Source organism: Delftia deserti (assembly GCF_042653485.1).
In the GTDB taxonomy this organism is placed as follows: Bacteria; Pseudomonadota; Gammaproteobacteria; order Burkholderiales; family Burkholderiaceae_C; genus Comamonas; species Comamonas acidovorans.
In genome coordinates this window covers 3,582,630-3,606,555 of sequence record NZ_JBHSIH010000001.1, presented here as the reverse complement: position 1 = coordinate 3,606,555, position 23,926 = coordinate 3,582,630, and the positions used below count along the sequence as shown (strand labels likewise).

Below are 23,926 nucleotides of genomic sequence, written 5' to 3'. Positions count from 1 at the left end.
CCCCGGACCTGCGGGGCCGCGCGGCGGCTTCCTTGGGTCCGTCAGCCCTGGGCTGTGGTGTCACGGGCCGTTTCGGCGGCCGCTGCCGCAATGGGCTGCTGCGCCGCATGGGCGGGCTGGGCCACGGACTGCACGGCCGAGGTCCAGCGGGCGAGCAGGTCGCTCCACGGCACGGCGGTGTCGGCCACGCCCTGGGTGCCGTTGCCCAGCGTGGCTGCCACCTGTTGCTGCCAGTCGTGCACGGCCTGCTGCACGCCCTGGGCCAGGGTCATCTGGCTGGCCATGGCGGTCTGGGCCAGGGCCTGGGCATGGCCCATGCGCAGATGGGCGTGGCGCCAGAAGGCCTGGGCGGGCAGGGTAGCCAGCTCCTGCCAGCTGCTGGTCTGCTGCACGCCTTCGATCTCGCTGCCGGTCTCGGCGATGCGCTCGGGGCCGTTGCGTGCGGCATGCTCCAGCCACTGCTGGCCGCTTTCCTGCAGCAGCCGGCCCAGGTGCAGCTGCAGTTCAAGCTGGGCCTTGAGCAGATGGAGGGGAATGGTCTGTGCGCTCATATGAAACTCCTTGCTGGTCGAGATGGAAAGATGCCTTGGCGGCGGGAACGAAATCAGGCCATCTGGCTGATGGTCTTGCGAAAACGCGTCAGCGTGAGGGCGAACAGCACCGAGCCGATCGCGGCCAGCGCGAGGAAGGGCTTCCAGACCACGTCCAGCCCCGCCCCGCGGTAGAGGATGGCCTGCGACAGCTCGACAAAGTGGGTGGTCGGCGCGGCCAGCATGATGTTCTGCACCAGCTCGGGCATGCTTTCGCGCGGCGTCATGGCGCCCGACAGCAACTGCAGCGGCAGCAGCACGAGCACCAGCAGCATGCCGAACTGTGGCATGTTGCGCGCCAGCGTGGCAAGGAAGATCCCCAGCGACGTTGTGGCGAAAAGGCACAGCGCGGCCCCCGCCAGGAACAGCGGCAGCGAGCCTTCGATGGGAACGCCCAGGGCGCCGCGCACCACGAGGTTGAGCGAGGCAAAGGCGGTGACCAGCACGACCAGTCCCATGGACCATATCTTGGCCAGCATGATCTCGGTCGGTGTCACCGGCATGACCAGCAGGTGCTCCACCGTGCCGTGCTCGCGCTCGCGGATCAGGGCCGCGCCCGTGAGGATGATGGACAGCATGGTCACGTTGTTGATGATCTGCATCAGCCCGCCGAACCAGACCTTGTCCAGCGCGGGATTGAAGCGCGCGCGCACCACCAGGTCCACGGGCAGGGCGGTGGCGCCCCGAAAGCGCCGCACGAACTCGCTGACCTCGGCCGAGACGATCTGCTGCACATAGCTGTTGCCCGTGAAGGCCTGGCTCATGCGCGTGGCATCCACGTTCAGCTGCAGCTCGGGGGCGCGGCCCGCCAGCACGTCGCGCTGGAAGTTGGGCGGGATGTTGAGCACGAAGGTGTAGGTGCCCGAGTCCATGCCCGGGTCCATCTGCGTGCGATCGATCATGGCCGGCGGCGCGAACTGCGGCGGATAGAAGGCGCCCGCGATGCGCTGCGACAGCGGCGAGCCGTCCTCGTCCACGATGGCGATGGGCGCGTTGTGCAGGCTCTCGGGCATGGCCGTGGCCGCCGTATAGATGGAGACCGTGAACACATAGGCGATGAGCACCAGCAGCACGGGATCGCGCCACAGGCTCCACAGCTCCTTGACGCCCAGCCGGTAGATGTTGGAGAAAAGGCGGGTGCGCATGTCAGCTCTCCTGCTTCCTGGTCAGTGCAATGGCCACGCCCAGGATCACCGGCACGGACAGCAGCAGCGGCCAGAACGAGCCGGCCAGCTCCCGAAATCCCAGCGCCTTGCTGAACACGCCACGGCTGATGGCGATCATGTGGCTGGCCGGATAGACCTCGCCGATGATGCGGCCCGCCCCCTCCAGCGAGGACACGGGATCGACCAGGCCCGCGAACTGCGTGGTGGGGATGAGGGTGCCGATGAGCACCAGGAACATCGAGGCGATCTGGCTGCGCGTCAGCGTGGAGGCCAGCAGGCCGAAGCCCGTGGAGGCGCCGCTGAAGATCAGCGCCGCCAGGGCCAGCGTGGCGAAGCTGCCCGTCACGGGAACGCCGAACAGGGTGACGGCCATCAGGCACATCAGCAGGAAGTTCAGCATGGCCAGCACCACATAGGGCAGTTGCTTGCCCAGCAGGAATTCGGTGCGCGTGACCGGCGTGACGTAGAGGTTGGTGATGGAGCCGCTTTCCTTCTCGCGCACCACGGCCAGCGCCGTCAGCATGGCCGGCAAAAGCAGCAGCAGCAGGGGCATGACGGCCGGCACCATGGCCGGCAGGCTGCGCACGTCGGGGTTGTAGCGAAAGCGCGTCTGTATGTCGATGAGGCCGGCCGGCGTCACGCCCAGGCGCTCGCGCGCCTGCTCGGCCAGCCAGTGCTGGTGGATGCCCTGCAGGTAGCCGCGCACGGTCTCGGCGCGCGTGGGCATGGCGCCGTCGAACCAGGCACCCACCTGCACGGAGCCGCCGCGCAGCACATCGCGCGCAAAGCCCGGGGGGATCTCGATGGCCAGGGTCAGCTCGCCGCTGCGCATGCGGCGGTCCAGTGCGTCGTAGTCGGTCAGCGGCGGCTGCTCGATGAAGTAGCGCGAGCCCGACAGGCTCATCGCATAGCTGCGGCTGATGGTGGTCTGGTCGCGGTCCAGCACGGCAAAGCGCAGGTCCTCCACGTCCAGGCTGATGCCGTAGCCCATCACGAACATCAGGATCAGCGAGCCCACCAGGGCCAGCGTGGCGCGCACGGGGTCGCGCTGCAGCTCCAGCGCTTCGCGCCAGACATAGCTGAGCATGCGCTGGGCGCTGAAATGGCGGCGGCGCGCAGTGTGCGTTTCCGCGGCAGCGGGGTTGGCCGGTGCGGCCTGCTGTTCCTCGGCCGGGGCCTCGCCGCCACCGGCCTCGACCAGGTAGCCGATGAAGGCTTCCTCCAGCGTGGCCGCGCCGCGCTTGGCCACCAGGCGCGCGGGCGTGTCGCTGTCCAGCACCTTGCCCGCATGCATCATGGACATGCGGTCGCAGCGCTCGGCCTCGTTCATGAAGTGGGTGGAGATGAAGATGGTGACTCGGTCGCGCCGCGACAGCTCCACCAGCAGGCGCCAGAAGCCGTCGCGCGCCACGGGGTCCACGCCCGAGGTGGGCTCATCCAGGATGAGCAGCTCGGGCTTGTGCACCATGGCCACGGCCAGCGACAGGCGCTGGCGCATGCCCAGCGGCAGGGCGGCCGGCAGGCTGTGCTGCGCGGCCTGCAGGTCGAAGCGCTGCAGCATCTCGGCCACGCGCGCGGGAATGTCCGCCTCGGGCACGCCGAACAGGCGCGCGTGCAGCACCAGGTTCTGGTGCACGGTCAGCTCGCCATACAGCGAGAACGCCTGGGTCATGTAGCCCACGCGGCGGCGCGTGTCGATGTCGCGCGGGTCCACGGGCTGGCCGAACAGCCAGGCCTGGCCCTCGCTGGCCGGCAGCAGGCCGGTCAGCATCTTCATGGTGGTGCTCTTGCCGCAGCCGTTGGAGCCCAGGAAGCCGAAGATCTCGCCGCGGCGGATGCGGAAGGACACATGGTCCACGGCGACAAAGTCGCCAAAGCGCATGGTCAGGTCCCTGGCCTCGATGGCTATGTCGTCCTCGCCGCCCTCGGGCAGGGGCGCTATGGTCACGGGCGCATGGCCGCGCTTTTTCTCTTCGGGCAGCAGGGCGATGAAGGCCTCTTCCAGCGAGCGGCTGGCCGTGCGCTGCAGCAGCTCGGCCGGCGTGCCCGTGGCCAGCACGCGGCCCTCGTCCATGGCCACCAGCCAGTCGAAGCGCTGGGCCTCGTCCATGTAGGCCGTGGCCACCAGCACGCTCATGCCGGGGCGCTGGCGGCGGATGCGCGCGATCAGGTCCCAGAACTGGGCGCGCGCCAGCGGGTCCACGCCTGTGGTGGGCTCGTCAAGAATCAGCAGGTCGGGGTCGTGGATCAGCGCGCAGCACAGGCCCAGCTTCTGCTTCATGCCGCCCGACAGCTTGCCGGCCGGGCGCTCCAGGAATTTGCGCAGGCCCGTGGCCTGGGTGAGATCGTCGATGCGGCGGCGCCGCTCGGCCGCGTCATGGCCGAACAGGCGCGCGAAGAACTGCAGGTTCTCCTCCACCGACAGCGTGGGATAGAGGTTGCGCCCCAGGCCCTGCGGCATGTAGGCCACGCGCGGGCAGACGGCCTCGCGGTGGCGGCGCTGGGCCATGTCGCCGCCCAGCACCTCGACGCTGCCTTCCTGGATCTTGCGTGCCCCGGAGATCAGGGCCATCAGGCTGGATTTGCCCACCCCGTCCGGCCCGATCAGGCCGACCATGCGGCCTTCGGGAATGTCCAGGTCAATGCCCGCCAGGGCCTGGACCTGGCCATAGCGCTGGTGCACGCCCTTCAGGCGCACAACCCAGCCGCTGGCATGGGGCGTCGTGCTCTCGCTCATTGCGCGGGCTGGGCTGGCAGCTTGATGGCCAGGTTGGCGGGCCACTCATGGCTGGCATCGGTGCGCAGCCAGGCCATGCCGGGCACGCCGGTCTTGACCTGTTCCAGATGGCGGCGCAGCAGCTCCGGCGGGATCTGGGCGCGCACGCGGAACATCAGCTTCTGGCGCTCGCTGGCGGTCTCCACGGTCTTGGGCGTGAACTGGGCCTGGCTGGCGACGAAGGAGACGCGGGCCGGGATCACGTACTCGGGCGCGGCGTCCAGCACCAAGCGCACCTCGCTGCCCAGGGCGATGCGGCCGGCGGCGGTCTCGGGCACGAAGAAGGTCATGTAGACATCGGACAGGTCCAGCAGGTTGAGCACACGCCCGCCTGCGCCCAGCACCTCGCCGGGCTGGGCCACGCGCAGCTGCACGCGGCCGTCGCGCGGGGCCTTGAGCACGCCGTCGTCGATGTCGGCCTGCACGCGCGCCACCGTGGCCGTGGCGGCCTGCACCTGGGAGCGCACGCCGACCACCTGGGCCTCGGCCGCCTTCACGGCGGCCTGGGCGGCGGCGGCCTGGGCGCGCGTGGCGGCCAGCGCCGCCTCGCTGCCACGCACGCGGGCGCGGTCGTCATCGAGCTCCTGCACCGAAGAGGCCCCCTCGCGCGCCAGCGTTTCCGAGCGCTTGAAGCGGCGCTGCGCGGCGTCCACCTCGGTCTCGCGCTGCACGATCAGGGCCTGCGCGGCGGCCAGGTCGCTGCGGCGCAGGGTGACCTGGGCCTCGGCCGCGGCCACGCCGTGCTCGGCCTGCTGGCGCATGGCGTCGGCTTCCTGGCGCTGGGCGCGCAGGGTGTCGATCTGCATGCGTGCCACGGGCTGGCCGGCCTGCACGAAGTCGCCCTCGCGCACCAGGATTTCCTCCACGCGGCCGGGCAGCTTGGTGGAGATGTCGATCTCGGTGGCCTCGACACGGCCGTTGCTGCCGACGAAGCCCTCGCCCGGGCCCTTGGGCGTGAAGGTCTTCCAGGCCCACCAGGCCACGAGGGCCAGGACCGCCACGGCGGCGATCGGCACGATCTTGTTCTTCAGAGAGGTGTTCTTGTCCATGGGCGGGTCCGGAGGCTTCAGGAATTCGGGGGATCGGCAGGCGTTGCCGGCAGGGTGGCGGGCAGCGGGGCAGGTTCGGCACCGCTGCCGCCGCCCAGGGCGGCATACAGGCCCACCTGGCTGGACAGCAGGGCGCGCCGCGCCTGCACCAGCTGCTGGCGTGCGGCCAGCAGGTCGCGCTGGGCGTCCAGCACCTCCAGGTAGGCGGCCGAGCCGTTGTCGTAGCGCAGCTGCGCCAGCCGCGCGCGCTCGGCCTGGGCCTGCACGGCGGTGCGCTGCACGGTGATCTGCTCGGACAGCCAGCGGCGCGCGGCCAGGCCATCGGCCACCTCGCGGAAGGCGGTCTGGATGGCTTTCTCGTACTGGGCCACGGCCATGTCGCTGCGGATCTCTCCCAGCTCCAGGTTGGCGCGGCGCCGGCCGCCGTCGAAGATGGGCAGGGACACCGTGGGCACGAAGGCCCAGGCGCGGCTGCCGCCGTCGAACAGGCCGTCCAGCTCGGCACTGGCCGTGCCCCAGCGGGCCGTGAGCGCAATGCGCGGGAAGAAGGCGGCGCGCGCCGCGCCGATCTGCGCCCGGGCCGCGCGCAGCTGGTGCTCGGCCGCGGCAATGTCGGGCCGCGCCGTGAGCAGTTCCGAGGGCAGGCCCGGCCGCAGCTCGGCCAGCACCAGGGCGTCGTCAAAGGGCGCGGCGGCGGGCAGCGGGCCCGGATGGGCGCCGACCAGCTGCGCCAGGGCATGCAGATGCTGCGCGCGTGCCAGCTCCAGCTGGGCCAGCAGGGCCTGCGCCTGGGTCAGCAGGGTCTGGACCTGGGCCAGCTGCAGGCGCGAGCTGGCGCCCACGGCCTCGCGGCGCGTGAAGATGCGAAAGGATTCCTGGCGCGTGGCCAGCGTCTCGCGCGCAATGGCCACGCGCTCGTCCAGCTCGCGCAGGCCCAGGTAGCCGTCGGCCACCTGGGCGATCAGCGCGGTCTGCACGGCGTGGCGGCCCGCATCGCTGGCCAGCCAGGTCTGCAGGGCCGCGTCCTTGAGGCTGCGCACGCGGCCCCACAGGTCCAGCTCCCAGCTGCTGACGCCGACCTCGGCGCGGTACTCGCCGCTGACCACGGAGCGGCCCGAGAGGTTGAGGTCGCCAGGCACGCGCGCCCGTGCGGCCTGGCCGCCCACGCCAATGGCCGGGAACAGCTCGGAGCGCTGGATCTGGAAGGCCGCGCGCGCCTCTTCGGCGCGCAGCGCGGCCACGCGCAGGTCGCGGTTGTGCTCCAGCGCGGTGGCGATCAGCTGGCGCAGCACGGGGTCGGTGAAGTACTCGCGCCAGGGCAGGCCGGCGGCGGCGACACCCTGGGCGCCCGCCTGCAGATGGGCAGGCCAGGCCTCGGGCGTGGGCAGGGGCGGCGGCTCGTGCGGCGGCGCCAGGGAGGCACATCCTGCCAAGGCTGCGGCCAGTGCGGCTGCCAGCGCGGCGGCGGCGGTTCGGGGGAATGGGAGGGTCATCTGCAGTGCTGCGGGGTGCCGGTGCGGCGGCCGCTAGTTGAGGATGTGGTGGCCGCCATCGACATACAGCGTGCAGCCCGTGATGGCGCGCGCCCCGTCCGAGGCCAGGAAGGCGCACAGCGGCCCCACGTCGTCGGGCCGCAGTTCGCCGGCAATGGGCGAGCGGCGCACGCTGTCGGCCACGAGTTCATCGAAAGCGGCAATGCCCGAGGCCGCGCGCGTGGCGATGGGCCCGGGCGAGACAGCATTGACGCGGATGCGCGAGGGACCCAGCTCGGCCGCCAGATAGCGCGTGGTGGACTCCAGCGCGGCCTTGACCGGGCCCATGATTCCGTAGTGCGGCATGACCTCGCTGGCGCCCAGGTAGCTCAGCGTCATGAGGCTGCCGCCGCTGGCGGCCATCAGCGGCTCGGCCAGGTGCGCCATGCGGATGAAGGAGTGGCAGGAGATGTCCATGGCCAGCGCAAAGCCCTCGCGCGAGCTGTCCACCACACGGCCCTGCAGGTCCTTGCGCGGGGCGTAGGCCACGGCGTGCAGCACGAAGTCCAGCCGGCCCCAGCGCACGGCGGCGGCATCGAACAGTGCGCGCATCTGTTCGTCGTCGCCCACGTCCAGCGGCATGCGCAGCCCGGCACCGATCTCGTCGAGCAAGGGCTCCACATGCACACGGGCCTTGTCGTTCTGCCAGGTCGCGCCGATCTCGGCGCCCGCCGCATGCATGGCCCGGGCACAGGCCCAGGCAATGCTGTCGCGGTTGGCGATGCCGACGATCAGGCCTTTTTTGCCAGCCAATAGCGTCATCTCGAATGCTCCAGATCAGAAGGTCTGCCGGGAAACAGGCCACCCGGGGCGGCTTCGTCAGGAACCACGGGCCATGGCACTCCATTGCAAACATATGCGCCATGGCGAATGTTTGTATTTCCTGTGATTCCAAAGAATTTGATAGCTTGTTTTGAGCGTGCAAAAGCAAAGGTTTGCATGCAAATATCATCTCTTGTTCTTTTTTATTCTATCTATGTTGCACTGCAGCGACCGTTTTTGGCGATGCCGTTTCGTTATATCGATGCAGTTCAATCCATAGGCTTGACTCAGGTCAAAGAGAGCGACGTCAATGGGAGGATGTGGCCTGCGGCCGGTTGCTCTGCCCGGCTCGCCCATCGCACCTTTTGCGCCGCCTTCCGAAAATTCCCTGTATTGGCCGGATTTCAGCGAATGCGGGGTATTCACACCATATTGGTGCACAGGAGGTAAAGAAGACCGGAAATCTGCCGATGGTCCATGAACAGAGAAAATCCCCGGCCTGCAAAGGCCTGGGCCGCCACATTCAGTCAGGACAAGACCGAAGGAAGACGATCAATCCATGACCAGCATTTCATCCACCGGCGCCAGCTTTGCCGCCAGCGCAGCGGGCATGCGGCCCACGGTGTCCGTGCGGTCGTCAGCGACCGCGGCAACTGCTGTACCCGCCGACCCGGGCACGCAGGTCACGCTGGGCCAGTCCCCGGGGTCCAGCGTCATCTATGCCAAACCGCAGCCCGTGGAACTGGGCCAGTTCAGGCTGGCCCGGGCCTGGGCTTCGCAAGACAGGGACGACATCAGCACCCTGATGGCACGCAACCTGGGCCTGGGGCCATCGGCCAGCCTGGCCGACCGCTGGCGCGGCCTGGGCGGCGCCCTGCTGTCGCGCTTTGCGGCGACGCCGTCGGACTACCAACAGGCGGTTGCGGAGTACCAGGCGCCCACGGAGGCCGACTCCGTCGCAGGCAGCGCGGATGCGCAGGCCCTGGACAAGTCCGCACTGAGCGATGTGTCCGTGGGCGCTGCCACCGTGAGCCTGAAGATCCGCACGCAATCGGGCCAGACCGTGGAGCTGCGGATTGCCACGAACGACGGCAGCGAAGCGGGCAGCAGCAGCGGGCTGCGGGTCGAGGTCAAGAGTTCCGGCCGCTTGAGCAAGGCCGAGAGCGCGGCCATTGCCCAGCTGGCCGACGGGCTGGACGAAGCGCTGGAAGGCCTGGGAAAGCCGGGCAAGCCCCAGCTGCAGCTGGGCAAGCTGATGGACTTCGACCGCAGCGTGCTGTCCGGCCTGGACCTGGACATCAAGAACCCCAAGCCTTCGCAGCCCCTGTCCTCGTTCAGCCTGCATCTGGGCGCCGATGGCCGTTCGGTGGCGATGAAGGGCGCGGCGGGCGAGCTGGCCGTCAACCTGGAGTCCGGTGCCCCCGTGGGCGCCAGCGCTTCGCAGCGCCAGGCCGCGCTGGACCAGCATCTGAAGCGCTTTGATGCCGCCGCGCAGCGCGGCCGTGCGGATGCGGCGCTGGTGGACATGTTCAAGAGTGCCTTCAGTCAGCTGCACAACGCGCAGGCGCCGGCCGCGCCGGGCGCCATCGCCGCGCTCTCCGGGCTGGAGCGTTCCGTGCAGTCCCTGCAAAGCGGCCTGGCCGATTTCCAGGCCAGCTTCAGCGGTGATTTCGAGAACACCAATGAATTCGGCGCCGTGACCGAAATCGGCCGCGCCGAGTACCAGGTGGGCCAGAAGACCAACCGGCAGTCCCGCGGCACGGAGGGCGAGTCGATCGCCCAGGTGGTGACCGAGTCCCTGAACGCCGAATCCAAAAAGGCGCGCAACCGCAGCATGCTGGATTTGCAGTCGGGCAACTATGACCTGACCAAGGTGCAGGACAGCCGCACCATCACCACGCTGATCGAGACAACCGGCAAGCAGGTCACCGGCGCGCTGCGCAAGACGCAAGAGCGCCAGATGCAGACCTGGGACCGGCTGGTGGAGCACCGCAGCCAGCAGCACCGCGAAACGCCCGGTGGGCGCAGCTTCACCGAGCAACTCGCGCTGAGGTAGCCGCGCTGAGGTAGTCGCGTTGAGGTAGTCGCGGCGCGGGCCGGGCCGCGTGTCGTCGTTTTGTCACAAAACTTCCGTATAAGAAGTTTTTTTGAACAAAACATGACAACGGCCCGCGCGTTCATGACCGAATTTCATCTTGCCTTCATCCAGGGCGGAGCCTCTCAATGAACGCGCGCCGTGCTTTGGCGGCGGGGCTGGCGGCGCTGCTGCTGGCGGCCGTGGGCGGAGGTATCTGGTATTCGCGCACGGCCCTGGTGCAGGACCGCCAGGCGCAGCTGACGCAGCAGCAGCCCGTGACGGCACGCGGCCTGATCGGCTCCGAGAAGGAAGCCTTCTTCCAGGACGAGCGCGTGCGCGACGTGCTGGCGCGCCACGGCGTGACGGTGACGGTGCAAAAGGCCGGCTCGCGCAGCATTGCCAACAGCTACGACCCCAATCAGTACGACTTCGGCTTTCCCTCGGGCGCGCCGGCTGCGGCCCAGCTCAAGGCGGCGGCCAGGGCCGGCACGGTCTACACGCCGTTCTACACGCCCATCGTGTTCGCCAGCTGGCGGCCCATTGCCGAGATACTGATCGCCAACGGCGTTGCGCAAAAGCAGGGCGACTTCTATTTCGTGACCGATCTTCCCGCCCTGCTGGCCATGGCCGGCAAGGGCACGCGCTGGCGTGACCTGAAGGCCTCCGGCGCCTTTGCCACCGGCAAGGCCGTGCTGCCCGCCAGCACCGATGTGCGCAGCTCCAACAGCGCGGCCATGTACCTCGCGCTGGCCAGCTATGTGCTCAACGGCCAGCAGGTGGTGCAAAGCCCGGCCGACCTGGAGCGCGTGCTGCCGCAGGTGGCGCCGCTGTTTTTGCGCCAGGGCTTCCAGGAAAGCTCGTCGGCCGGCCCCTTCGAGGACTACCTGGCCCTGGGCATGGGCAAGGCGCCGCTGCTGGTGGCCTATGAATCGCAGCTGGTGGAGTTCCTGCTGCGCCACCCGCAGCGCAGAAGCGGCGAGATGGTGATGCTCTACCCGCAGCCCACGCTGTATTCCAAGCATGTGCTCGTGCCCTACACGCCTGCGGGCGATCGCGTGGGCCAGCTGCTCGAATCCGATCCGCAACTGCGCGCATTGGCGCAGGAATACGGCTTTCGCACCGGCGGCGACACGCACGGCCCCGAGCGCTGGGCCGGGCAGGGCGTGCAGGCGCCCGCGCAGCTGGTGGATGTGATCGATCCGCCCAGCCAGGAGTGGCTGGAGCGAATGATCGTGGACATGGAGCAGCGCTTCAAATGACCGAAAGTTCCAGGAGCAACCGATGAGCAACATCCCCCAGACCACCACTGCCAGCGCCGCCGTGGCCGTGCCTGCACAGGCGCAGGATTTCGTGCTGGAGCCGCCTGCGCCCGCCCTGCCCGTGCCCATCGAGTCGGCCAGCGGCAAGGTCCGCCTCAAGGCCGAGGAAGTTCAGCAGTTGGACGCACAGGTGGCGCAGTTCATCGACGACATCACCGCCAACGACAGCCAGTCGCCCGCCTTCAAGGGCGCGGTCGAGCGCATCCACGGCATGGGCAACAAGGAGGTGCAGGCCGCTGCCGCCGTCTCCAGCCGCATGCTGGAGCGTCCCGTCAAGACGCTGAACAACGGCCTGTTCGACCAGGGCAGCCAGATCGGCCAGGGCCTGATCGACCTGCGCCGCCAGGTGGAGGCGCTGGATCCCTCGCGCCAGGACGACCTGTTCAAGCCGCGCAAGCTGCTGGGCCTGATCCCCATGGGCAACCGGCTGGTGGACTACTTCGACAAGTTCCAGTCCAGCCAGAGCCACCTGAACGCCATCATCGACAGCCTCAAGCGCGGCAAGGACGAGCTGCTGCGCGACAACGCCGCCATCGAGCAGGAAAAGGCCAACCTGTGGGGCCTGATGGAGCGGCTGGAAAAATACATCCACATCGGCAAGAAGCTGGACGCGGCGCTGGATGCCAAGGCGGCGCAGCTGGACGCCAGCGACCCCGAAAAGGCGCGCGTGGTGCGCGAGGACATGCTGTTCTACGCGCGTCAGAAGGTCACCGACCTGCTCACCCAGATGGCGGTGAACGTGCAGGGCTACCTGGCACTGGACCTGGTGCGCAAGAACAACCTCGAACTGGCCAAGGGCGTGGACCGCGCGACCACCACCACGGTCTCGGCGTTGCGCACGGCCGTCATCGTGGCGCAGGCGCTGGCCAACCAGAAGCTGGTGCTGGACCAGATCACGGCGCTGAACACCACCACGGGCAACCTGATCGCCGGCACCAGCGAGCTGCTGCGCGAGCAAAGCGGGAAGATCCACGAGCAGGCGGCCAGCAGCACCATCGACATCGCCAGGCTGCAGCAGGCCTTCGGCAACATCTACCAGACCATGGACGCCATGGCCGACTTCAAGGTCAAGGCCCTGGCCTCCATGCAGACCACGGTGGACACGCTGTCGCAGGAGGTGGACAAGTCCCGCGCCTATCTGGAAAAGAGCCGCCGCGAGGACGTGCGCGAGGCGCTGCAGTCGCCCGCCGGCGAGGTGGTGCTGTGAGCATGCTCCAGCGCCTGGCGGCCGTGCTGCTGCTGGGTTTTGGACTGTCTTTGGCCGGCTGCGGAAAGTCGCCCGAACCCGCGCCGCAGGCCGCCGCCAAGTCCGATCCGTCCGCCGGTCCCCAGGGTGCATTCACCGTGCTGGCCGGCTCCGAGCTCAAGGACGTGGCGCCCGCGCTGGAGCAGGCTGCCACGGCGGCGGGCGTGCCGCTCAAGCTCAGCTATGCAGGCACGCTGGAGATGGTCGAGCGCATCAATGCGGGCGAGCAGTACGACGCCATCCTGCCGCCCAATGGCGCCTATCCCGCTCTGGCGCTGGCGAACAAGCCGCTGGCACGCGAAAAACTTTTCTACTCGCGCGTGGCCCTGGGCGTGAAGGCCCCCGTGCTGCAAAAGCTGGGCTGGGACAAGGCCCCGCCCACCTGGGCCGGCATTGCACGCGCTGCCGCCCAGGGCCGGCTGCGCTACGGCATGACCAATCCGGCCAGTTCCAACACCGGCATGAGCGCACTGTTCGCCGTGGCCTCGGCCGTGGCCGGCAAGACCGAGGACCTGGACGCCAGGGAGGTCGATGCCAAGGTGCTCAAGGACTTTCTGTCGGGCCAGAAGCTCACCGCCGGCAGCTCCGGCTGGCTGGCCGAGGCCTTCGAGCGCGAGCCCGGCGCCGTCGATGCGCTGGTCAACTACGAGGCCGTGATCCTGCGCCTGAACGAGAAGCTGCCCGCCGCCGACCGCCTGACCCTGGTCTACCCGCGCGACGGCGTGATCTCGGCCGACTATCCGCTGATGCTGCTCAACGCCGGCCGCCGCGCCGACTATGACCGGCTGGTCGCCCAGTTCAAGGCCCCCGCCTTCCAGGGCCAGCCGCTGCGCCAGGCCCAGCTGCGCCCCGCCAGCCCCGAGGCACAGGCCAGCCCGGCGCTGCCCACGGCGCCCGTGGTGGAGTTGAGCTTTCCGAACCGGCTGGAGGTGATCGATGCCGTGCTCTCGGCCTACCAGAGCGATCTGCGCCGCCCGGCCACCAGCATCTTCGTGCTGGACGTGAGCGGCTCCATGAAGGGTGCGCGGCTGGCGCAGATGAAGGAGGCGCTCAAGCTGCTGTCCGGCGCCGAGGCATCGGCCGCCAGCCAGCGCTACGCCGCCTTCCAGGCGCGCGAGCGCGTGCTGCTGATTCCGTTCTCGGGCCTGGTCGGCCAGCCCGCGCGCGTGCAGTTCGCGGCGGGCGAGCTGCAGGCCGCAAGCGCCCAGGTGCTGGCCTATGCCGACAGCCTGGTGGCCGACGGCGGCACGGCCATCTACGACGCGCTCACGCTGGCCCAGCAGCAGGCACGCCAGGAACTGCGGGCCGATCCCGAGCGCTTCGTCAGCATCGTGCTGCTGACCGATGGCGCCAACACGGCAGGCCGCGACTGGGCCGCGTTCGAGCGCGAGCAGCGCATGGCGCGCGACGGCGGCGCGCCGCTGGTGCGCGTCTTTCCCATCATCTTTGGCGAGGCGCAGTCCGGCGAAATGCAGGCCCTGGCCGAGCTGACGGGCGGGCGCGCCTTCGATGCGCGCAACACCGGCAAGAGCGGGCTGCCGCTGGTGTTCAAGGAAATCCGGGGCTACCAGTGACAGCACCGCCAGCGATCGGACCCGCCTGATGCGCCGCCTGCAGCTTTTCTTCTACGGCAACGGCAACCTCACCGGCCTGGCGCTGGCCCTGCTGGGGCCGGTGCTGCTGTTTGCGGGCGTGATCGGTGCCGGCTGGGGCTGGATCACGCTGGGCCTGTACGTTGCGGGCCTGCTGCTGGGCTGGGCCCTGCAGCCGGCGGGCGCCAGCTTCGAGCGGGCGCTGCAGCAGCACTGGAGCGCCGAGGACATCCGCGAACGCATCGATGAGCTGGTGCAAAAGGCCTGCCCGATGCTCACGCCCGAGATGCAAAAGCACCTGGACAGCGTGCGCGGCTCGGTGCACGAGGTGCTGCCTGCGCTGGCCGACGCCGGCCCGGTCTTCAACGACGGCCTGTTCACCGTGCGCGAGACGGTGCTGCAGTACCTGCCCGCCACGCTGTCGCACTATGCGGCGCTGCCGCCGCTGTTCCGTGTCACTCAGCCCGTGCAGGATGGCAAGACGGCCAGGCAGCTGCTGACCGAGCAGCTGGCGCTGCTGGCCGGGCAGATGCAGCAGGTGGTGGCCCATGTGGCGGCCAGCGATGCGCAGGCGCTGCTGGCCAACGGGCGCTTCCTCAAGCAGAAGTTCGACCAGCCGGATTTCCTGAAGTGAGGCGCCCGCAGGGGCGTCCCGCCACGCTGCGCGGACCCTGTGTTAGCATGCTTCGCCATGCAGCCTGCTGCATTCCCGTCTTCCAGACACCTGAACTCTCGATCCAAGACAGCCATGAACGGTACGCCCGTTTCGATCATCGTTGCACAGTGGTGGCGCTTCCAATAAGGAAGCGGCACGTCGTCGCGGTTGCGTACCGCACCTTGCCGCCGTGACGGCAGCAAGGCTCACCCAGCAGATGGCTCCCCGGCACGGCGGCTCCCAGAACCCAGGAGATTGCCCAGATGCCCTCAGATTCCCCCTTCCAGACCCAGGCAGCATTGCGCGCATTCCCGCGCCAGCCTTCGCTGCGGCATGCCCGCGCCACCCGTTTTTCCCTTTGAGACCCAGGAGCCGGTATGACCAGACTGCTGATGATCGACAACTACGACAGCTTCACCTACAACATCGTCCAGTACTTGGGCGAGCTGGGTGCCGATGTCACCGTGGTGCGCAATGACGAGGCCACGCTGGACGAGGTGATCGCCCTGGTCGAGCGCGAGAAGATCGACCGCCTGGTGATCTCGCCCGGCCCCTGCTCGCCGGCCGAGGCCGGCATTTCCGTGGCGGCCATCCAGCACTTCGCGGGCCGCCTGCCCATCCTGGGCGTGTGCCTGGGCCACCAGAGCATTGGCGCGGCCTTCGGCGGCGACATCGTGCGCGCTGGCCAGCAGATGCATGGCAAGACCAGCGTCATCACCACCGACCGCAAGGGCGTGTTCGCCGACCTGCCCGAACGGTTCACGGTCAACCGCTACCATTCGCTGGCCATTGCCCGCTCCAGCCTGCCCGGCTGCCTGGAGATCACGGCCACCAGCGAGGACGGCGAGATCCAGGGCGTGCGCCACACCAGCCTGGCCATCGAGGGCGTGCAATTCCACCCCGAGAGCATCCTCACCGAGCACGGCCATGCCATGCTGAAGAATTTCCTGGAACAGAAGGCCTGAGCAGGCCGGCACCCAACCGAGACACCGCAATGACCCAGATCACCCCCCAGGAAGCGCTGCAGCGCACCATCGAGCACCGCGAAATCTTCCACGACGAGATGCTGCACCTGATGCGCCTGATCATGCGCGGCGAGCTGTCGCCCGTGATGACGGCGGCCATCGTCACCGGCCTGCGCGTGAAGAAGGAGACCATCGGCGAGATCGCGGCCGCGGCCGAGGTCATGCGCGAGTTCTCCAACAAGGTCCATGTGGAGGACACGCGCCACCTGGTGGACATCGTGGGCACGGGCGGCGACGGCGCCAACACCTTCAACATCTCCACCTGCTCCATCTTCGTGGTCGCGGCGGCGGGCGGCAAGGTCAGCAAGCACGGCGGGCGCAGCGTCAGCAGCAAGAGCGGCAGCGCCGACGCCATGGAGGCGCTGGGCGTCAACATCCAGCTCAGCCCCGAGCAGATCGCGCGCAGCATCGCCGACGTGGGCATCGGCTTCATGTTCGCGCCCAACCACCACCCGGCCATGAAGAACGTGGCGCCCGTGCGCAAGGAGCTGGGCGTGCGCACCATCTTCAACATCCTGGGTCCGCTGACCAATCCGGCCAGCGCGCCCAACATCCTCATGGGCGTGTTCCACGAGGACCTGGTCGGCATCCAGGTGCGCGCGCTGCAGCGCCTGGGCGCCGAGCATGCCATCGTGGTCTACGGCCGTGACGGGCTGGACGAGATCAGCCTGGGCGCGGGCACCCTGGTGGGCGAGCTCAAGGACGGCGTGGTGCGCGAGTACGAGATCCATCCCGAGGACTTCGGCCTGCGCATGGTCGGCACGCGCGCCTTCAAGGTGGACAATCCCGAGGAATCCAAGGCCATGCTGCTGGGCGTGCTCCATGGCGAGAAGAGCGCCGCGCGCGACATCGTCTGCCTGAACGCGGGTGCCGCACTGTATGCGGCCAACGTGGCCTCCAGCATCGAGGACGGCATGGCCCGCGCCCAGGCGGCGCTGGACAGCGGCGCGGCCCTGGCCAAGCTCAACGAACTCGTGGCCTACACGGCCCGGCTGACGGCCTGAGCCGAGCAGCCCCCATCGACCACCGAATACGAGAAACCAAGGAAAGCAACGTGTCCGACATCCTCAAGCAAATCTGCGACGTGAAAGTGCAGGAAGTGGCGGCCGCCCAGAAGCGCATGCCCTTCGCCGACATGCGCCGCGACGCCGAAAGCCGCGTGCTCACGCGCGACTTCGTGGGCGCGCTGCGCGCCAGGATCGACGCCGGCCAGGCCGGCGTGATCGCCGAGATCAAGAAGGCCAGCCCCAGCAAGGGCGTGATCCGCGAGGACTTCATCCCCGCCGACATCGCGCAAAGCTATGCCGAGGGCGACGGCAAGGGCGTCAGCGCCGCCTGCCTCTCGGTGCTGACCGACAAGCAGTTCTTCCAGGGCAGCGTGGACTATCTCAAGCAGGCGCGTGCCAGCTGCCACCTGCCCGTGCTGCGCAAGGACTTCATGGTCGATCCCTACCAGATCTACGAATCGCGGGCCATGGGCGCCGACTGCGTGCTGCTGATCGCCGCCTGCCTGGACGACGCGCAGATGGCCGAGATGGAACAGATCGCCCACAGCCTGGACATGGCCGTGCTGGTCGAGGTCCACGACGGCGCCGAGCTGGACCGCGCGCTCCGGCTGAAGACGCCGCTGGTGGGCATCAACAACCGCAACCTGCGCAGCTTCGAGGTCAGCATCCAGACCACGCTGGACCTGCAAAGGAACGTGCCGGCCGACCGACTGCTGGTCACCGAGTCGGGCATCGGCAGCCGCGAGGATGTCAAGGCCATGCGCGATGCCGGCATCCACAGCTTCCTGGTGGGCGAGGCCTTCATGCGCGCCAAGGAGCCGGGAGAGGCGCTGGCCAAGCTGTTCGCCTGAGTCGCGCCGTTGTGCGGGCTGGCCGGTGGATCCGGGGTCCGCACGATGCGCACCACCCCGAGCTGGAGCCCCAGCATGGCCAAGATGCGGCTCATGGCCTGCACGTTGCCTCCGCTGCGCTCCTGCCCGGTGTGCTGCAGCGTCATGTAGGAAACGCCGCGGAGCTTGGCCATCTCGGCCGTGGTCAGCCGCCAGGCCGGCAATGTCGCGCTTGATGTATTCGAGCACTTCCTGCTGCGGGTCGCTGCAGTGCTACTGAAGGTTTCCCGTATGCGTGCAACCATCATCTGCCTTTGGGGCACCATTGGCGGACTGCCCTCCCCCACCGCAGGGAAAGGTATGCTTGCCGTGATCCAACAGGCATGGCGCTTGCGCCCATGCATTTCAGCTGTACTTTTTTGAGGGTGGCTGCTGCCTCGGCATGTGGCGGCGGTGCCCCCATCCGCCATGGCCCTTCAAGACGACGCAATCGCCCCGGCGCAAGCCGACCAACTCCAATCCGCCGATCCCGCCGACTGGCCCGTTGCGCCCGACTGGCAGCCCCTGGTCGAGGACTTCTTCGCGGGTGCCACGGGCCAGCAGCTGCTGACCTTTCTGCACCAGCGCCTGGAAGCCGGCGCGGTGATCTTTCCGCCCCAGCCGCTGCGCGCGCTGGAGCTGACCCCGCCCGAGGAAGTGCGCGTGGTCATCCTGGGCCAGGACCCCTACCACGGCCGTGGGCAGGCCGAAGGCCTGTCGTTCTCGGTGGCGCCGGGCGTGCGCATGCCGCCCTCGCTGCAGAACATCTTCAAGGAGATGCAGCGTGACCTGGGCGTGCCATTCCCGCCCTTCCCCAACCCGGGCGGCAGCCTGGTCAAGTGGGCCAGGAACGGCGTGCTGCTGCTCAACACCTGCCTCACGGTGGAGGAAGGCCAGGCGGCCAGCCACTCGGGCAAGGGCTGGGAGCTGCTGACCGATGCGGTGATCCGACACATCGCCCAGGGCACGCGCCCCGTGGTCTTCATGCTCTGGGGCAGCCATGCGCAGTCCAAGCGCGCCTTCATTCCGGCCGACCGGGGCCATCTGGTGCTGACCAGCAACCATCCCTCGCCGCTGTCGGCGCTGCGCCCGCCCGTGCCCTTCATCGGCAACGGACACTTCGGCAAGGCGCGCGACTTCCGCGCCCAGCACGGTTACTGAGCGGCCCGCTCGGGGCGTGGCTCCACCATGGGGAACACGCTGTCGAAGCGGTCCAGCATGGACATGAGCGCCGTCACCTTGGAGGCGTCGCCCTCGATGCGCAGCTGGCCGCTCTTGATGGCCTCGGCCATCGTGGTCTCCTGGCCTGCAATGGCGTCCAGCGTGGCGCGCGTCAGGCGCAGGCTGGCATGGGCGGAGGGCGCAAGGCCCGGGCTCTGGGTGAGGGCGCTGTTCTCCAGGTTCAGGCTGCGCTGCTCGCCGGTGTCGGTGAAGGTCCAGTTGAGCACGATGCGCTGGCCTGCGGCCTTGCCCGCGTCCAGCCGCACGCCCAGGTAGTCGAAGAACATCTCCAGCGGCAGGCTGCGCACCAGGTCGCGCGCGGTGCTGCCGGGCCTGGGCAGCTGGGGCACGCCCTGGCGCAGTTCCGCCGCGCCCTGCAGGAAGGCGTTGCGGGCCGTGGCCGATTCCATCTGGTAGCCCAGCTGTTCATAGGCATTGGCCGCCAGGCGGCGCGCGGCCTGGTTGGCCGGGTCGGCAAAGACCAGTTGCGAGGCGATCTGCGCCACCCAGCGGTATTCGCCGCGCTCGTAGTCGGCCTGCGCACGGCGCAGCACGGCGTCGGCGCCCCCCATGTATTCCACGGTCTTGCGTGCGGCGGGCACGGGCGGCAGCGCCTCCAGCTGGGCCGGGTTGCCTTCGTAGTAGCCCAGGTAGTGCTGGTAGATGGCGCGGATGTTGTGGCGCAGATGGCCGTAGAAGGCATGCGTTGCGCCGTCGCGGGCCAGGGATCCGGGCATCTTCAGCATCTCGGCGATCTCCGAACCCACGTAGCCGTGGTTCATGAGGCGCACGGTCTGGTCGTGCAGGTATTTGTAGGTGTCGCGCTGGCCGGCCAGCAGGTGCTGCAGCCGGGGCTGGCCCCAGACCGGCCAGTGGTGCTGGGCAATCAGGATCTCGGCCTTGCCGCCATAGGTGTGCAGGGCCTCGTTCAGGTGGCGCGACCAGCCCAGCGCATCGCGCACCTGGGCGCCGCGCAGCGGCAGCAGGTTGTGCTGGGTGTGGACGGCGATCTCGGCCATGTTCAGCACCTTGAGCTGGGGGTAGTACATGATCATCTCGGCCGGCGCCTCGGCCCCGGGCGTGAGCGCGAACTCGATGTCCACGCCGTCGATGCGCAGTGTCTCGCGCGGTCTGTCGATCACGCGCGTGGGCGCTATCAGCCCCAGGGTGCCGGGTGCGCCGGCCTTGCCCAGCCCCGCGTCCACCTGCCCCCGGGCATCGCGCGGCAGCAGCATGCCGAACTGGTAGAGCGCGCGCCGGCCCATGGCGTGGCCGGCGATCACGTTTTCGCCCACGGCCTCGGCCATGAAGCCCGCCGGGGCGATGACCTGGACGCGGCCCGCATCCACCTCCTCCTGGCGCACCACGCCGCGCACGCCGCCGAAATGGTCCACATGGCTGTGCGAGTAGATGACGGCCACCACGGGCTTGCGCGGGCGGTGCTGGAAGTACAGGTCCATGGCGGCCTGGGCGGTCTCGGTATACATCAGCGGATCGACCACGATCAGACCGGTCTCGCCCTCGATGATGCTCATGTTCGACAGGTCCAGGCCGCGCACCTGGTAGAGCCCTTCCGTCACCTGGAACAGGCCGCTGACGCGGTTGCGCTGGGCCTGGCGCCACAGCGCGGGGTGCACGGTGTCGGGCGCCTGGTCCTGCTCCAGGAAGGCATAGGCCTGCATGCTCCAGATGGGCCGTCCCTGGGCGTTGCGCACGACCAGGGTGTCGGCCGGGGCGATCAGGCCGCGCCGGGCGTCCTCCATGGCCTGCGCATCGTCCAGCGGCTGCTGCGCCAAGGCCGCCTGCTGGGCCGCGCGCGTGGCGGCGCTGGCCGGCTGGGGCCTGGCCATGTCGGAGACGGGCAGGGAGCCGTGGGCGCAGGCGCCCAGCAAAGCGGCTGTGGCCAGGCTGGCCAGCAGGCGGGAAGGGCGCGCCAGCGCGCGGGGCAGGGAGTGTGAGGCTTGCATGGGAAGGTCTCCTGGCATGTTCGATGTCAGCGGCGAAAATACGCAGGCCCGCCGGCTGTGTCTGTCAGCCATCCGACATCCCCTCTCATGCAAACTGCCCACGCCTTTTCCTACCTGCCCACGCTGCGCGCCGGCCGCTGGTTCAGCGCACTGGCGCCGCAGTTTGCCGATTTGCTGCTGGCGCTGGCCCAGCCGCGCAGCCTGGAGACGGGCGAAGCCCTGTTCCTGCGCGGCGATGCGCTGGAGGGCGGGCTGTTCGCCGTGGCCCGGGGCAGCATCGGTTTTTCGGGGGTGGGTGGGCAGAGCGAGCAAGCGCGCGAGGCGCTGCTCACGCGCATGGGAGCGGCCACCTGGTTTGGCGAGATCGCGCTGTTCGATGGTTCGCCGCGCACCCACGATGCCCACGCCATGGAGCCCAGCGTGGTGCTGCAGGTGCCGCGCCAGCCGCTGCTGGACTGGCTGCAGCAGCACCCTGCGCACTGGCATGACCTGGGCGTGCTGATGTCGGGGCGCATGCGCGCGGCCTTCGCGGCGCTGGAGGATCTGGCCCTGCTGCCCGCGCCCCAGCGCCTGGCGCGCCGCCTGGTGGCCATGGCGCGCGGCTACGGCGAGCGGCTGGACGACGTGCCGGCCCGGCCGCGCCTGGATATCACGCAGGAGCAGCTGGCGCGCATGCTGTCGATCTCGCGCCAGACCGCCAACGTGCTGCTGCAGGGCCTGCAGGCGCGCGGCATCATCCGCGTGCAGCGCGGCGAGATCGAGATCCTGCAGTGGCAGGCGCTGTGCGCCGAGCGGTTGTGAGAAGGCCCGTCAGCGGACGCACGGCCGCGCCGCTGGCATGTCCCTGCTTCAGACCACCAGCACGTCTTCCACGTCCTGCACCTTGCGTCGCGCCAGCGCGAGATTGGCCTTGGCCTTGTCCAGCACCAGGTAGAGGAACAGTCCCTCGTGGTGGGTGGAGGGGCGCAGGATGTGGTATTGCTTGCTCAGGGTGATCAGGATGTCCTCGATCGCGCCTTCCAGGCTCAGCGAGCGCATGGTCTTGAGCTTGGCGCGCACCAGCTCGGTATTGCCTGCAGCCGCGAGCTCCAGGTCCACGCCCGCGCCTTCCTGGCCCAGGATCATGCCGCTGTTGTAGTCCACCAGTGCGGCACACAGTGCGCCGTCGCAGCGCATCAGTTCGTCCATGGTTTGCTTGATGTTGGCCATTGTTTTTCTACCTTTCTTGTGTAGAGGGAATGTTGGGCACCGTCGTGGTACCCGTCTGCTTGCGGGACAGGTGCGGCTCATGCCGGACCCTGCCCGTTCACGCCTGCTCCAGCGCCCGCGCGGCCTCGCGCGAGACGTAGAGAATCTGGCCCAGCACGGCCTCCCGCGAGGCCACCACGCTGAGCACCAGCGTCAGGCCCGGGCGCCGTGCCTGCAGCATGACGATGCAGCCCTCGGCGGCTTCGATCACCACGTTGGCGCAGTGGCCCAACTGGTTTTCCTCACCGGCGATTGCGCCCAGCGCGGCCATGGAACTGGCCATGGCGGACAGCCGCGCCGGGCTGCCCTGGCCCTGTGCGGCGACCTCGAAACCATCCTCGGTGCTGACTACGCAGCCTCGCACGCCGCGCACCTTGCTTGTCAGTGCCTGCAGCACGGCATGGGCGCGCGCCTTCAGAGCGGAGTCATTCTTCATGGGGACGCTCCTGCGACAGGGCTTCGATCTGCAGCAGCAGCAACTCGATCAGCGCCACCACCTGCGCGGGCTCGCGCACATCGGCCGGCACCACCGGGCACAGCAGGCCACGCGACTGCAGGTGCAGGGCAAATCCTTCGAGGTCGGGACGACCATGCCGGTCCATTCGGCACACGGCCACCACGCAGGCCGTGGTGCGCAGCGTGGCGGACAGGGCATTGATGTAGATATCCAGATCGCCCAGTGGATCGGGCCGACTGTTGTCGATCAGCAGGATCACCCCCAGCGCGCCGCGCGAGAGGATGTTCCACATGAAGTCGAAGCGCTCCTGGCCCGGTGTGCCGTACAGGTACAGTTTTTCGCCGTTGTCCAGGGTGAGCTCTCCGTAGTCCATGCCGGCGGTGGTCAGAGCCTTGTCCACTGCTGCATCGGTGTTGCGCACGTCGGTGCTTACCGGCGCGATCTCGCTGACGGCACGTATGGCGGTGGTCTTGCCCGCGCCCGTGGTTCCGGAAATCAGGATCTTCAGTTCACTCATGCACGGAGGCTCTCGTCAATTGGGCAAGCCGCTGGCGGATGCGGTCGAGAATGCCCCGGGCGGGACCCGGGGCAGCGCTGCTGCGGGGTGCCGTGGCGGTCCAGCGCAGCAGGCCGATTGCGTCGAGGCGGTTCAGGAAGGCTGCGCAGATCTCTGGCGCAAGACCCGAGCGCCGGCACAGCGCCTGCAAGGTGGTCGGCTGGCCCGTCAACAACGTTGCCAGGCGCATGTGGTGTGCGCTTGTCAGCAGCCGCTGGGGAGGCCAGCGCAGCAACAGCACCAGCATGTCGGCCGCTGCTGCCGGGTGGGGTGCCGCCACCATGCGTTGCCCGGACGCCGTCTGGCGCGCGGCCAGGGCACGCATGCCCATGGCATTGAGGCAGACCTCCATCGCGTCGGCGCGCAGGGGCAGGCTCAGGTAGTTCCCCGTGGGGCGGGTGCTTTGGGGCTGGCGGCCCACGCGCAGCGTCACCCCGCTGGACGGCTGCTCGTGGATGCTTTCATGCAGTATCACCAGGTCGGCCGAGAACTCCGTCCATTCCCAGCGGTGCTGCGTGCGGTGGTCCACCAGCCGCACGAAGGAGCGGAACAGCTTGGTGTCGCGTTCATCGAGGCCGCGCAGCGTGAAGGTGAGCGAGGTGCGCTCATCCATTCCGCATTCCCTTCAGCAATTGCAATTGCAGTTGCCGTGCCTGCAGGCTCCGGTCTGCCTGTTTCTTTGTGCCCATCACGTCGCCGCTTCCTGTCCTGAATGCGCAGCACGGCGAAGCAAGCCGCGCATGCCAATGATTTCAAAGGAGATGCAGGCGAATCATAGGAAGCGCTTGGAACGGGAGTGGGCAGTTCTCAGG

Annotated in this window: 23 protein-coding genes; 11 read left to right on the top strand and 12 right to left on the bottom strand. The window is 68.8% G+C overall.

Annotated features, from left to right (window positions below):
* Positions 1-41 precede the first annotated feature (41 nt).
* The 7 genes from ACFPFG_RS17400 to ACFPFG_RS17370 are packed head-to-tail and all read right to left on the bottom strand — an operon-like array spanning position 42 to position 8,054.
* Positions 42-551, bottom strand: coding sequence for a hypothetical protein (locus tag ACFPFG_RS17400; protein ID WP_197954070.1), 510 nt, complete (start codon positions 549-551; stop codon positions 42-44).
* Between the two features lie 53 nt (positions 552-604).
* Positions 605-1,735: an ABC transporter permease gene (locus tag ACFPFG_RS17395; RefSeq protein ID WP_034389638.1), complete on the bottom strand. Its 1,131-nt coding sequence runs from the start codon at positions 1,733-1,735 to the stop codon at positions 605-607.
* Position 1,736: 1 nt separating this feature from the next.
* Positions 1,737-4,493, bottom strand: a complete 2,757-nt coding sequence (gene rbbA / locus ACFPFG_RS17390) for a ribosome-associated ATPase/putative transporter RbbA (RefSeq protein WP_312378156.1) — start codon at positions 4,491-4,493, stop codon at positions 1,737-1,739.
* Positions 4,490-5,581 carry an HlyD family secretion protein gene (locus tag ACFPFG_RS17385; protein ID WP_183020739.1) on the bottom strand — a complete coding sequence of 364 codons (1,092 nt, stop codon included), beginning with the start codon at positions 5,579-5,581 and terminating at the stop codon, positions 4,490-4,492. The genes rbbA and ACFPFG_RS17385 overlap by 4 nt, the downstream gene beginning before the upstream one ends.
* 17 nt (positions 5,582-5,598) lie before the next feature.
* Positions 5,599-7,074: an efflux transporter outer membrane subunit gene (locus tag ACFPFG_RS17380; RefSeq protein ID WP_380107583.1), complete on the bottom strand. Its 1,476-nt coding sequence runs from the start codon at positions 7,072-7,074 to the stop codon at positions 5,599-5,601.
* 33 nt (positions 7,075-7,107) lie between these two features.
* Entirely contained in the window at positions 7,108-7,875 is a 768-nt protein-coding gene (fabI, locus tag ACFPFG_RS17375; RefSeq protein ID WP_374618881.1) for an enoyl-ACP reductase FabI, read from the bottom strand.
* Positions 7,872-8,054 carry a hypothetical protein gene (locus ACFPFG_RS17370; protein WP_380107581.1) on the bottom strand — a complete coding sequence of 61 codons (183 nt, stop codon included), beginning with the start codon at positions 8,052-8,054 and terminating at the stop codon, positions 7,872-7,874. The genes fabI and ACFPFG_RS17370 overlap by 4 nt, the downstream gene beginning before the upstream one ends.
* A 380-nt stretch (positions 8,055-8,434) precedes the next feature.
* Here ACFPFG_RS17370 and ACFPFG_RS17365 point away from each other — a divergent pair, with 380 nt between their 5' ends.
* From ACFPFG_RS17365 to ACFPFG_RS17320, 10 genes are all read left to right on the top strand, one after another.
* Positions 8,435-9,931, top strand: coding sequence for a hypothetical protein (locus tag ACFPFG_RS17365; RefSeq protein WP_183020742.1), 1,497 nt, complete (start codon positions 8,435-8,437; stop codon positions 9,929-9,931).
* Positions 9,932-10,098: 167 nt separating this feature from the next.
* Positions 10,099-11,211, top strand: a complete 1,113-nt coding sequence (locus ACFPFG_RS17360; RefSeq protein ID WP_183020743.1) for a hypothetical protein — start codon at positions 10,099-10,101, stop codon at positions 11,209-11,211.
* Positions 11,212-11,233: 22 nt separating this feature from the next.
* Complete coding sequence (locus tag ACFPFG_RS17355; RefSeq protein WP_197954063.1) at positions 11,234-12,478, top strand: toxic anion resistance protein; 1,245 nt, start codon at positions 11,234-11,236, stop codon at positions 12,476-12,478.
* A 2-nt stretch (positions 12,479-12,480) separates the two neighbouring features.
* Positions 12,481-14,091, top strand: a complete 1,611-nt coding sequence (locus ACFPFG_RS17350; RefSeq protein WP_183020852.1) for a vWA domain-containing protein — start codon at positions 12,481-12,483, stop codon at positions 14,089-14,091.
* A 28-nt stretch (positions 14,092-14,119) separates the two neighbouring features.
* Entirely contained in the window at positions 14,120-14,743 is a 624-nt protein-coding gene (locus tag ACFPFG_RS17345) for a hypothetical protein (RefSeq protein WP_183020745.1), read from the top strand.
* 398 nt (positions 14,744-15,141) lie between these two features.
* On the top strand, positions 15,142-15,729 hold the full coding sequence (locus ACFPFG_RS17340) for an anthranilate synthase component II (protein ID WP_183020746.1): 588 nt from the start codon (positions 15,142-15,144) through the stop codon (positions 15,727-15,729).
* 29 nt (positions 15,730-15,758) lie between these two features.
* Entirely contained in the window at positions 15,759-16,793 is a 1,035-nt protein-coding gene (gene trpD / locus ACFPFG_RS17335) for an anthranilate phosphoribosyltransferase (protein WP_183020747.1), read from the top strand.
* Between the two features lie 50 nt (positions 16,794-16,843).
* On the top strand, positions 16,844-17,647 hold the full coding sequence (gene trpC / locus ACFPFG_RS17330; protein ID WP_380107577.1) for an indole-3-glycerol phosphate synthase TrpC: 804 nt from the start codon (positions 16,844-16,846) through the stop codon (positions 17,645-17,647).
* 165 nt (positions 17,648-17,812) lie between these two features.
* On the top strand, positions 17,813-18,049 hold the full coding sequence (locus ACFPFG_RS17325) for a hypothetical protein (protein WP_197954061.1): 237 nt from the start codon (positions 17,813-17,815) through the stop codon (positions 18,047-18,049).
* A 45-nt stretch (positions 18,050-18,094) separates the two neighbouring features.
* Positions 18,095-18,826, top strand: coding sequence for a uracil-DNA glycosylase (locus ACFPFG_RS17320; protein ID WP_373847564.1), 732 nt, complete (start codon positions 18,095-18,097; stop codon positions 18,824-18,826).
* Here the strand turns inward: ACFPFG_RS17320 and ACFPFG_RS17315 are convergent.
* Complete coding sequence (locus ACFPFG_RS17315; protein ID WP_380107574.1) at positions 18,820-20,853, bottom strand: alkyl/aryl-sulfatase; 2,034 nt, start codon at positions 20,851-20,853, stop codon at positions 18,820-18,822. The genes ACFPFG_RS17320 and ACFPFG_RS17315 overlap by 7 nt on opposite strands.
* Positions 20,854-20,940: 87 nt before the next feature.
* Between ACFPFG_RS17315 and ACFPFG_RS17310 the strand changes: the two genes are divergently transcribed.
* Positions 20,941-21,654 carry a Crp/Fnr family transcriptional regulator gene (locus ACFPFG_RS17310; protein WP_183020751.1) on the top strand — a complete coding sequence of 238 codons (714 nt, stop codon included), beginning with the start codon at positions 20,941-20,943 and terminating at the stop codon, positions 21,652-21,654.
* 48 nt (positions 21,655-21,702) lie between these two features.
* Here ACFPFG_RS17310 and ACFPFG_RS17305 read toward each other — a convergent pair whose 3' ends face one another.
* The 4 genes from ACFPFG_RS17305 to ACFPFG_RS17290 all read right to left on the bottom strand — a co-directional run bounded on the left by ACFPFG_RS17305 (position 21,703) and on the right by ACFPFG_RS17290 (position 23,727).
* The gene (locus ACFPFG_RS17305; protein WP_183020752.1) at positions 21,703-22,062 is read right to left on the bottom strand and encodes a hypothetical protein; all 360 of its coding nucleotides are present in this window, start codon (positions 22,060-22,062) and stop codon (positions 21,703-21,705) included.
* Positions 22,063-22,159: 97 nt separating this feature from the next.
* Positions 22,160-22,537 (bottom strand): roadblock/LC7 domain-containing protein, encoded by a 378-nt coding sequence (locus tag ACFPFG_RS17300; protein WP_183020753.1) that lies wholly within the window; start codon positions 22,535-22,537, stop codon positions 22,160-22,162.
* Positions 22,527-23,075 carry a GTP-binding protein gene (locus tag ACFPFG_RS17295; protein ID WP_183020754.1) on the bottom strand — a complete coding sequence of 183 codons (549 nt, stop codon included), beginning with the start codon at positions 23,073-23,075 and terminating at the stop codon, positions 22,527-22,529. The genes ACFPFG_RS17300 and ACFPFG_RS17295 overlap by 11 nt, the downstream gene beginning before the upstream one ends.
* Positions 23,068-23,727, bottom strand: a complete 660-nt coding sequence (locus ACFPFG_RS17290) for a hypothetical protein (protein WP_380107571.1) — start codon at positions 23,725-23,727, stop codon at positions 23,068-23,070. The genes ACFPFG_RS17295 and ACFPFG_RS17290 overlap by 8 nt, the downstream gene beginning before the upstream one ends.
* Between the last annotated feature and the right edge of the window lie 199 nt (positions 23,728-23,926).

What these genes read in the sequence shown, in the direction of transcription:
- ACFPFG_RS17400 (WP_197954070.1), bottom strand. Translation starts at nt 551, where the DNA reads ATGAGCGCACAGACCATTCCCCTCCATCTGCTCAAGGCCCAGCTTGAA.
- ACFPFG_RS17395 (WP_034389638.1), bottom strand. Translation starts at nt 1,735, where the DNA reads ATGCGCACCCGCCTTTTCTCCAACATCTACCGGCTGGGCGTCAAGGAG.
- rbbA (WP_312378156.1), bottom strand. Translation starts at nt 4,493, where the DNA reads ATGAGCGAGAGCACGACGCCCCATGCCAGCGGCTGGGTTGTGCGCCTG.
- ACFPFG_RS17385 (WP_183020739.1), bottom strand. Translation starts at nt 5,581, where the DNA reads ATGGACAAGAACACCTCTCTGAAGAACAAGATCGTGCCGATCGCCGCC.
- ACFPFG_RS17380 (WP_380107583.1), bottom strand. Translation starts at nt 7,074, where the DNA reads ATGACCCTCCCATTCCCCCGAACCGCCGCCGCCGCGCTGGCAGCCGCA.
- fabI (WP_374618881.1), bottom strand. Translation starts at nt 7,875, where the DNA reads ATGACGCTATTGGCTGGCAAAAAAGGCCTGATCGTCGGCATCGCCAAC.
- ACFPFG_RS17370 (WP_380107581.1), bottom strand. Translation starts at nt 8,054, where the DNA reads ATGCAAACCTTTGCTTTTGCACGCTCAAAACAAGCTATCAAATTCTTT.
- ACFPFG_RS17365 (WP_183020742.1), top strand. Translation starts at nt 8,435, where the DNA reads ATGACCAGCATTTCATCCACCGGCGCCAGCTTTGCCGCCAGCGCAGCG.
- ACFPFG_RS17360 (WP_183020743.1), top strand. Translation starts at nt 10,099, where the DNA reads ATGAACGCGCGCCGTGCTTTGGCGGCGGGGCTGGCGGCGCTGCTGCTG.
- ACFPFG_RS17355 (WP_197954063.1), top strand. Translation starts at nt 11,234, where the DNA reads ATGAGCAACATCCCCCAGACCACCACTGCCAGCGCCGCCGTGGCCGTG.
- ACFPFG_RS17350 (WP_183020852.1), top strand. Translation starts at nt 12,481, where the DNA reads ATGCTCCAGCGCCTGGCGGCCGTGCTGCTGCTGGGTTTTGGACTGTCT.
- ACFPFG_RS17345 (WP_183020745.1), top strand. Translation starts at nt 14,120, where the DNA reads ATGCGCCGCCTGCAGCTTTTCTTCTACGGCAACGGCAACCTCACCGGC.
- ACFPFG_RS17340 (WP_183020746.1), top strand. Translation starts at nt 15,142, where the DNA reads ATGACCAGACTGCTGATGATCGACAACTACGACAGCTTCACCTACAAC.
- trpD (WP_183020747.1), top strand. Translation starts at nt 15,759, where the DNA reads ATGACCCAGATCACCCCCCAGGAAGCGCTGCAGCGCACCATCGAGCAC.
- ACFPFG_RS17320 (WP_373847564.1), top strand. Translation starts at nt 18,095, where the DNA reads ATGGCCCTTCAAGACGACGCAATCGCCCCGGCGCAAGCCGACCAACTC.
- ACFPFG_RS17315 (WP_380107574.1), bottom strand. Translation starts at nt 20,853, where the DNA reads ATGCAAGCCTCACACTCCCTGCCCCGCGCGCTGGCGCGCCCTTCCCGC.
- ACFPFG_RS17310 (WP_183020751.1), top strand. Translation starts at nt 20,941, where the DNA reads ATGCAAACTGCCCACGCCTTTTCCTACCTGCCCACGCTGCGCGCCGGC.
- ACFPFG_RS17305 (WP_183020752.1), bottom strand. Translation starts at nt 22,062, where the DNA reads ATGGCCAACATCAAGCAAACCATGGACGAACTGATGCGCTGCGACGGC.
- ACFPFG_RS17300 (WP_183020753.1), bottom strand. Translation starts at nt 22,537, where the DNA reads ATGAAGAATGACTCCGCTCTGAAGGCGCGCGCCCATGCCGTGCTGCAG.
- ACFPFG_RS17295 (WP_183020754.1), bottom strand. Translation starts at nt 23,075, where the DNA reads ATGAGTGAACTGAAGATCCTGATTTCCGGAACCACGGGCGCGGGCAAG.
- ACFPFG_RS17290 (WP_380107571.1), bottom strand. Translation starts at nt 23,727, where the DNA reads ATGGATGAGCGCACCTCGCTCACCTTCACGCTGCGCGGCCTCGATGAA.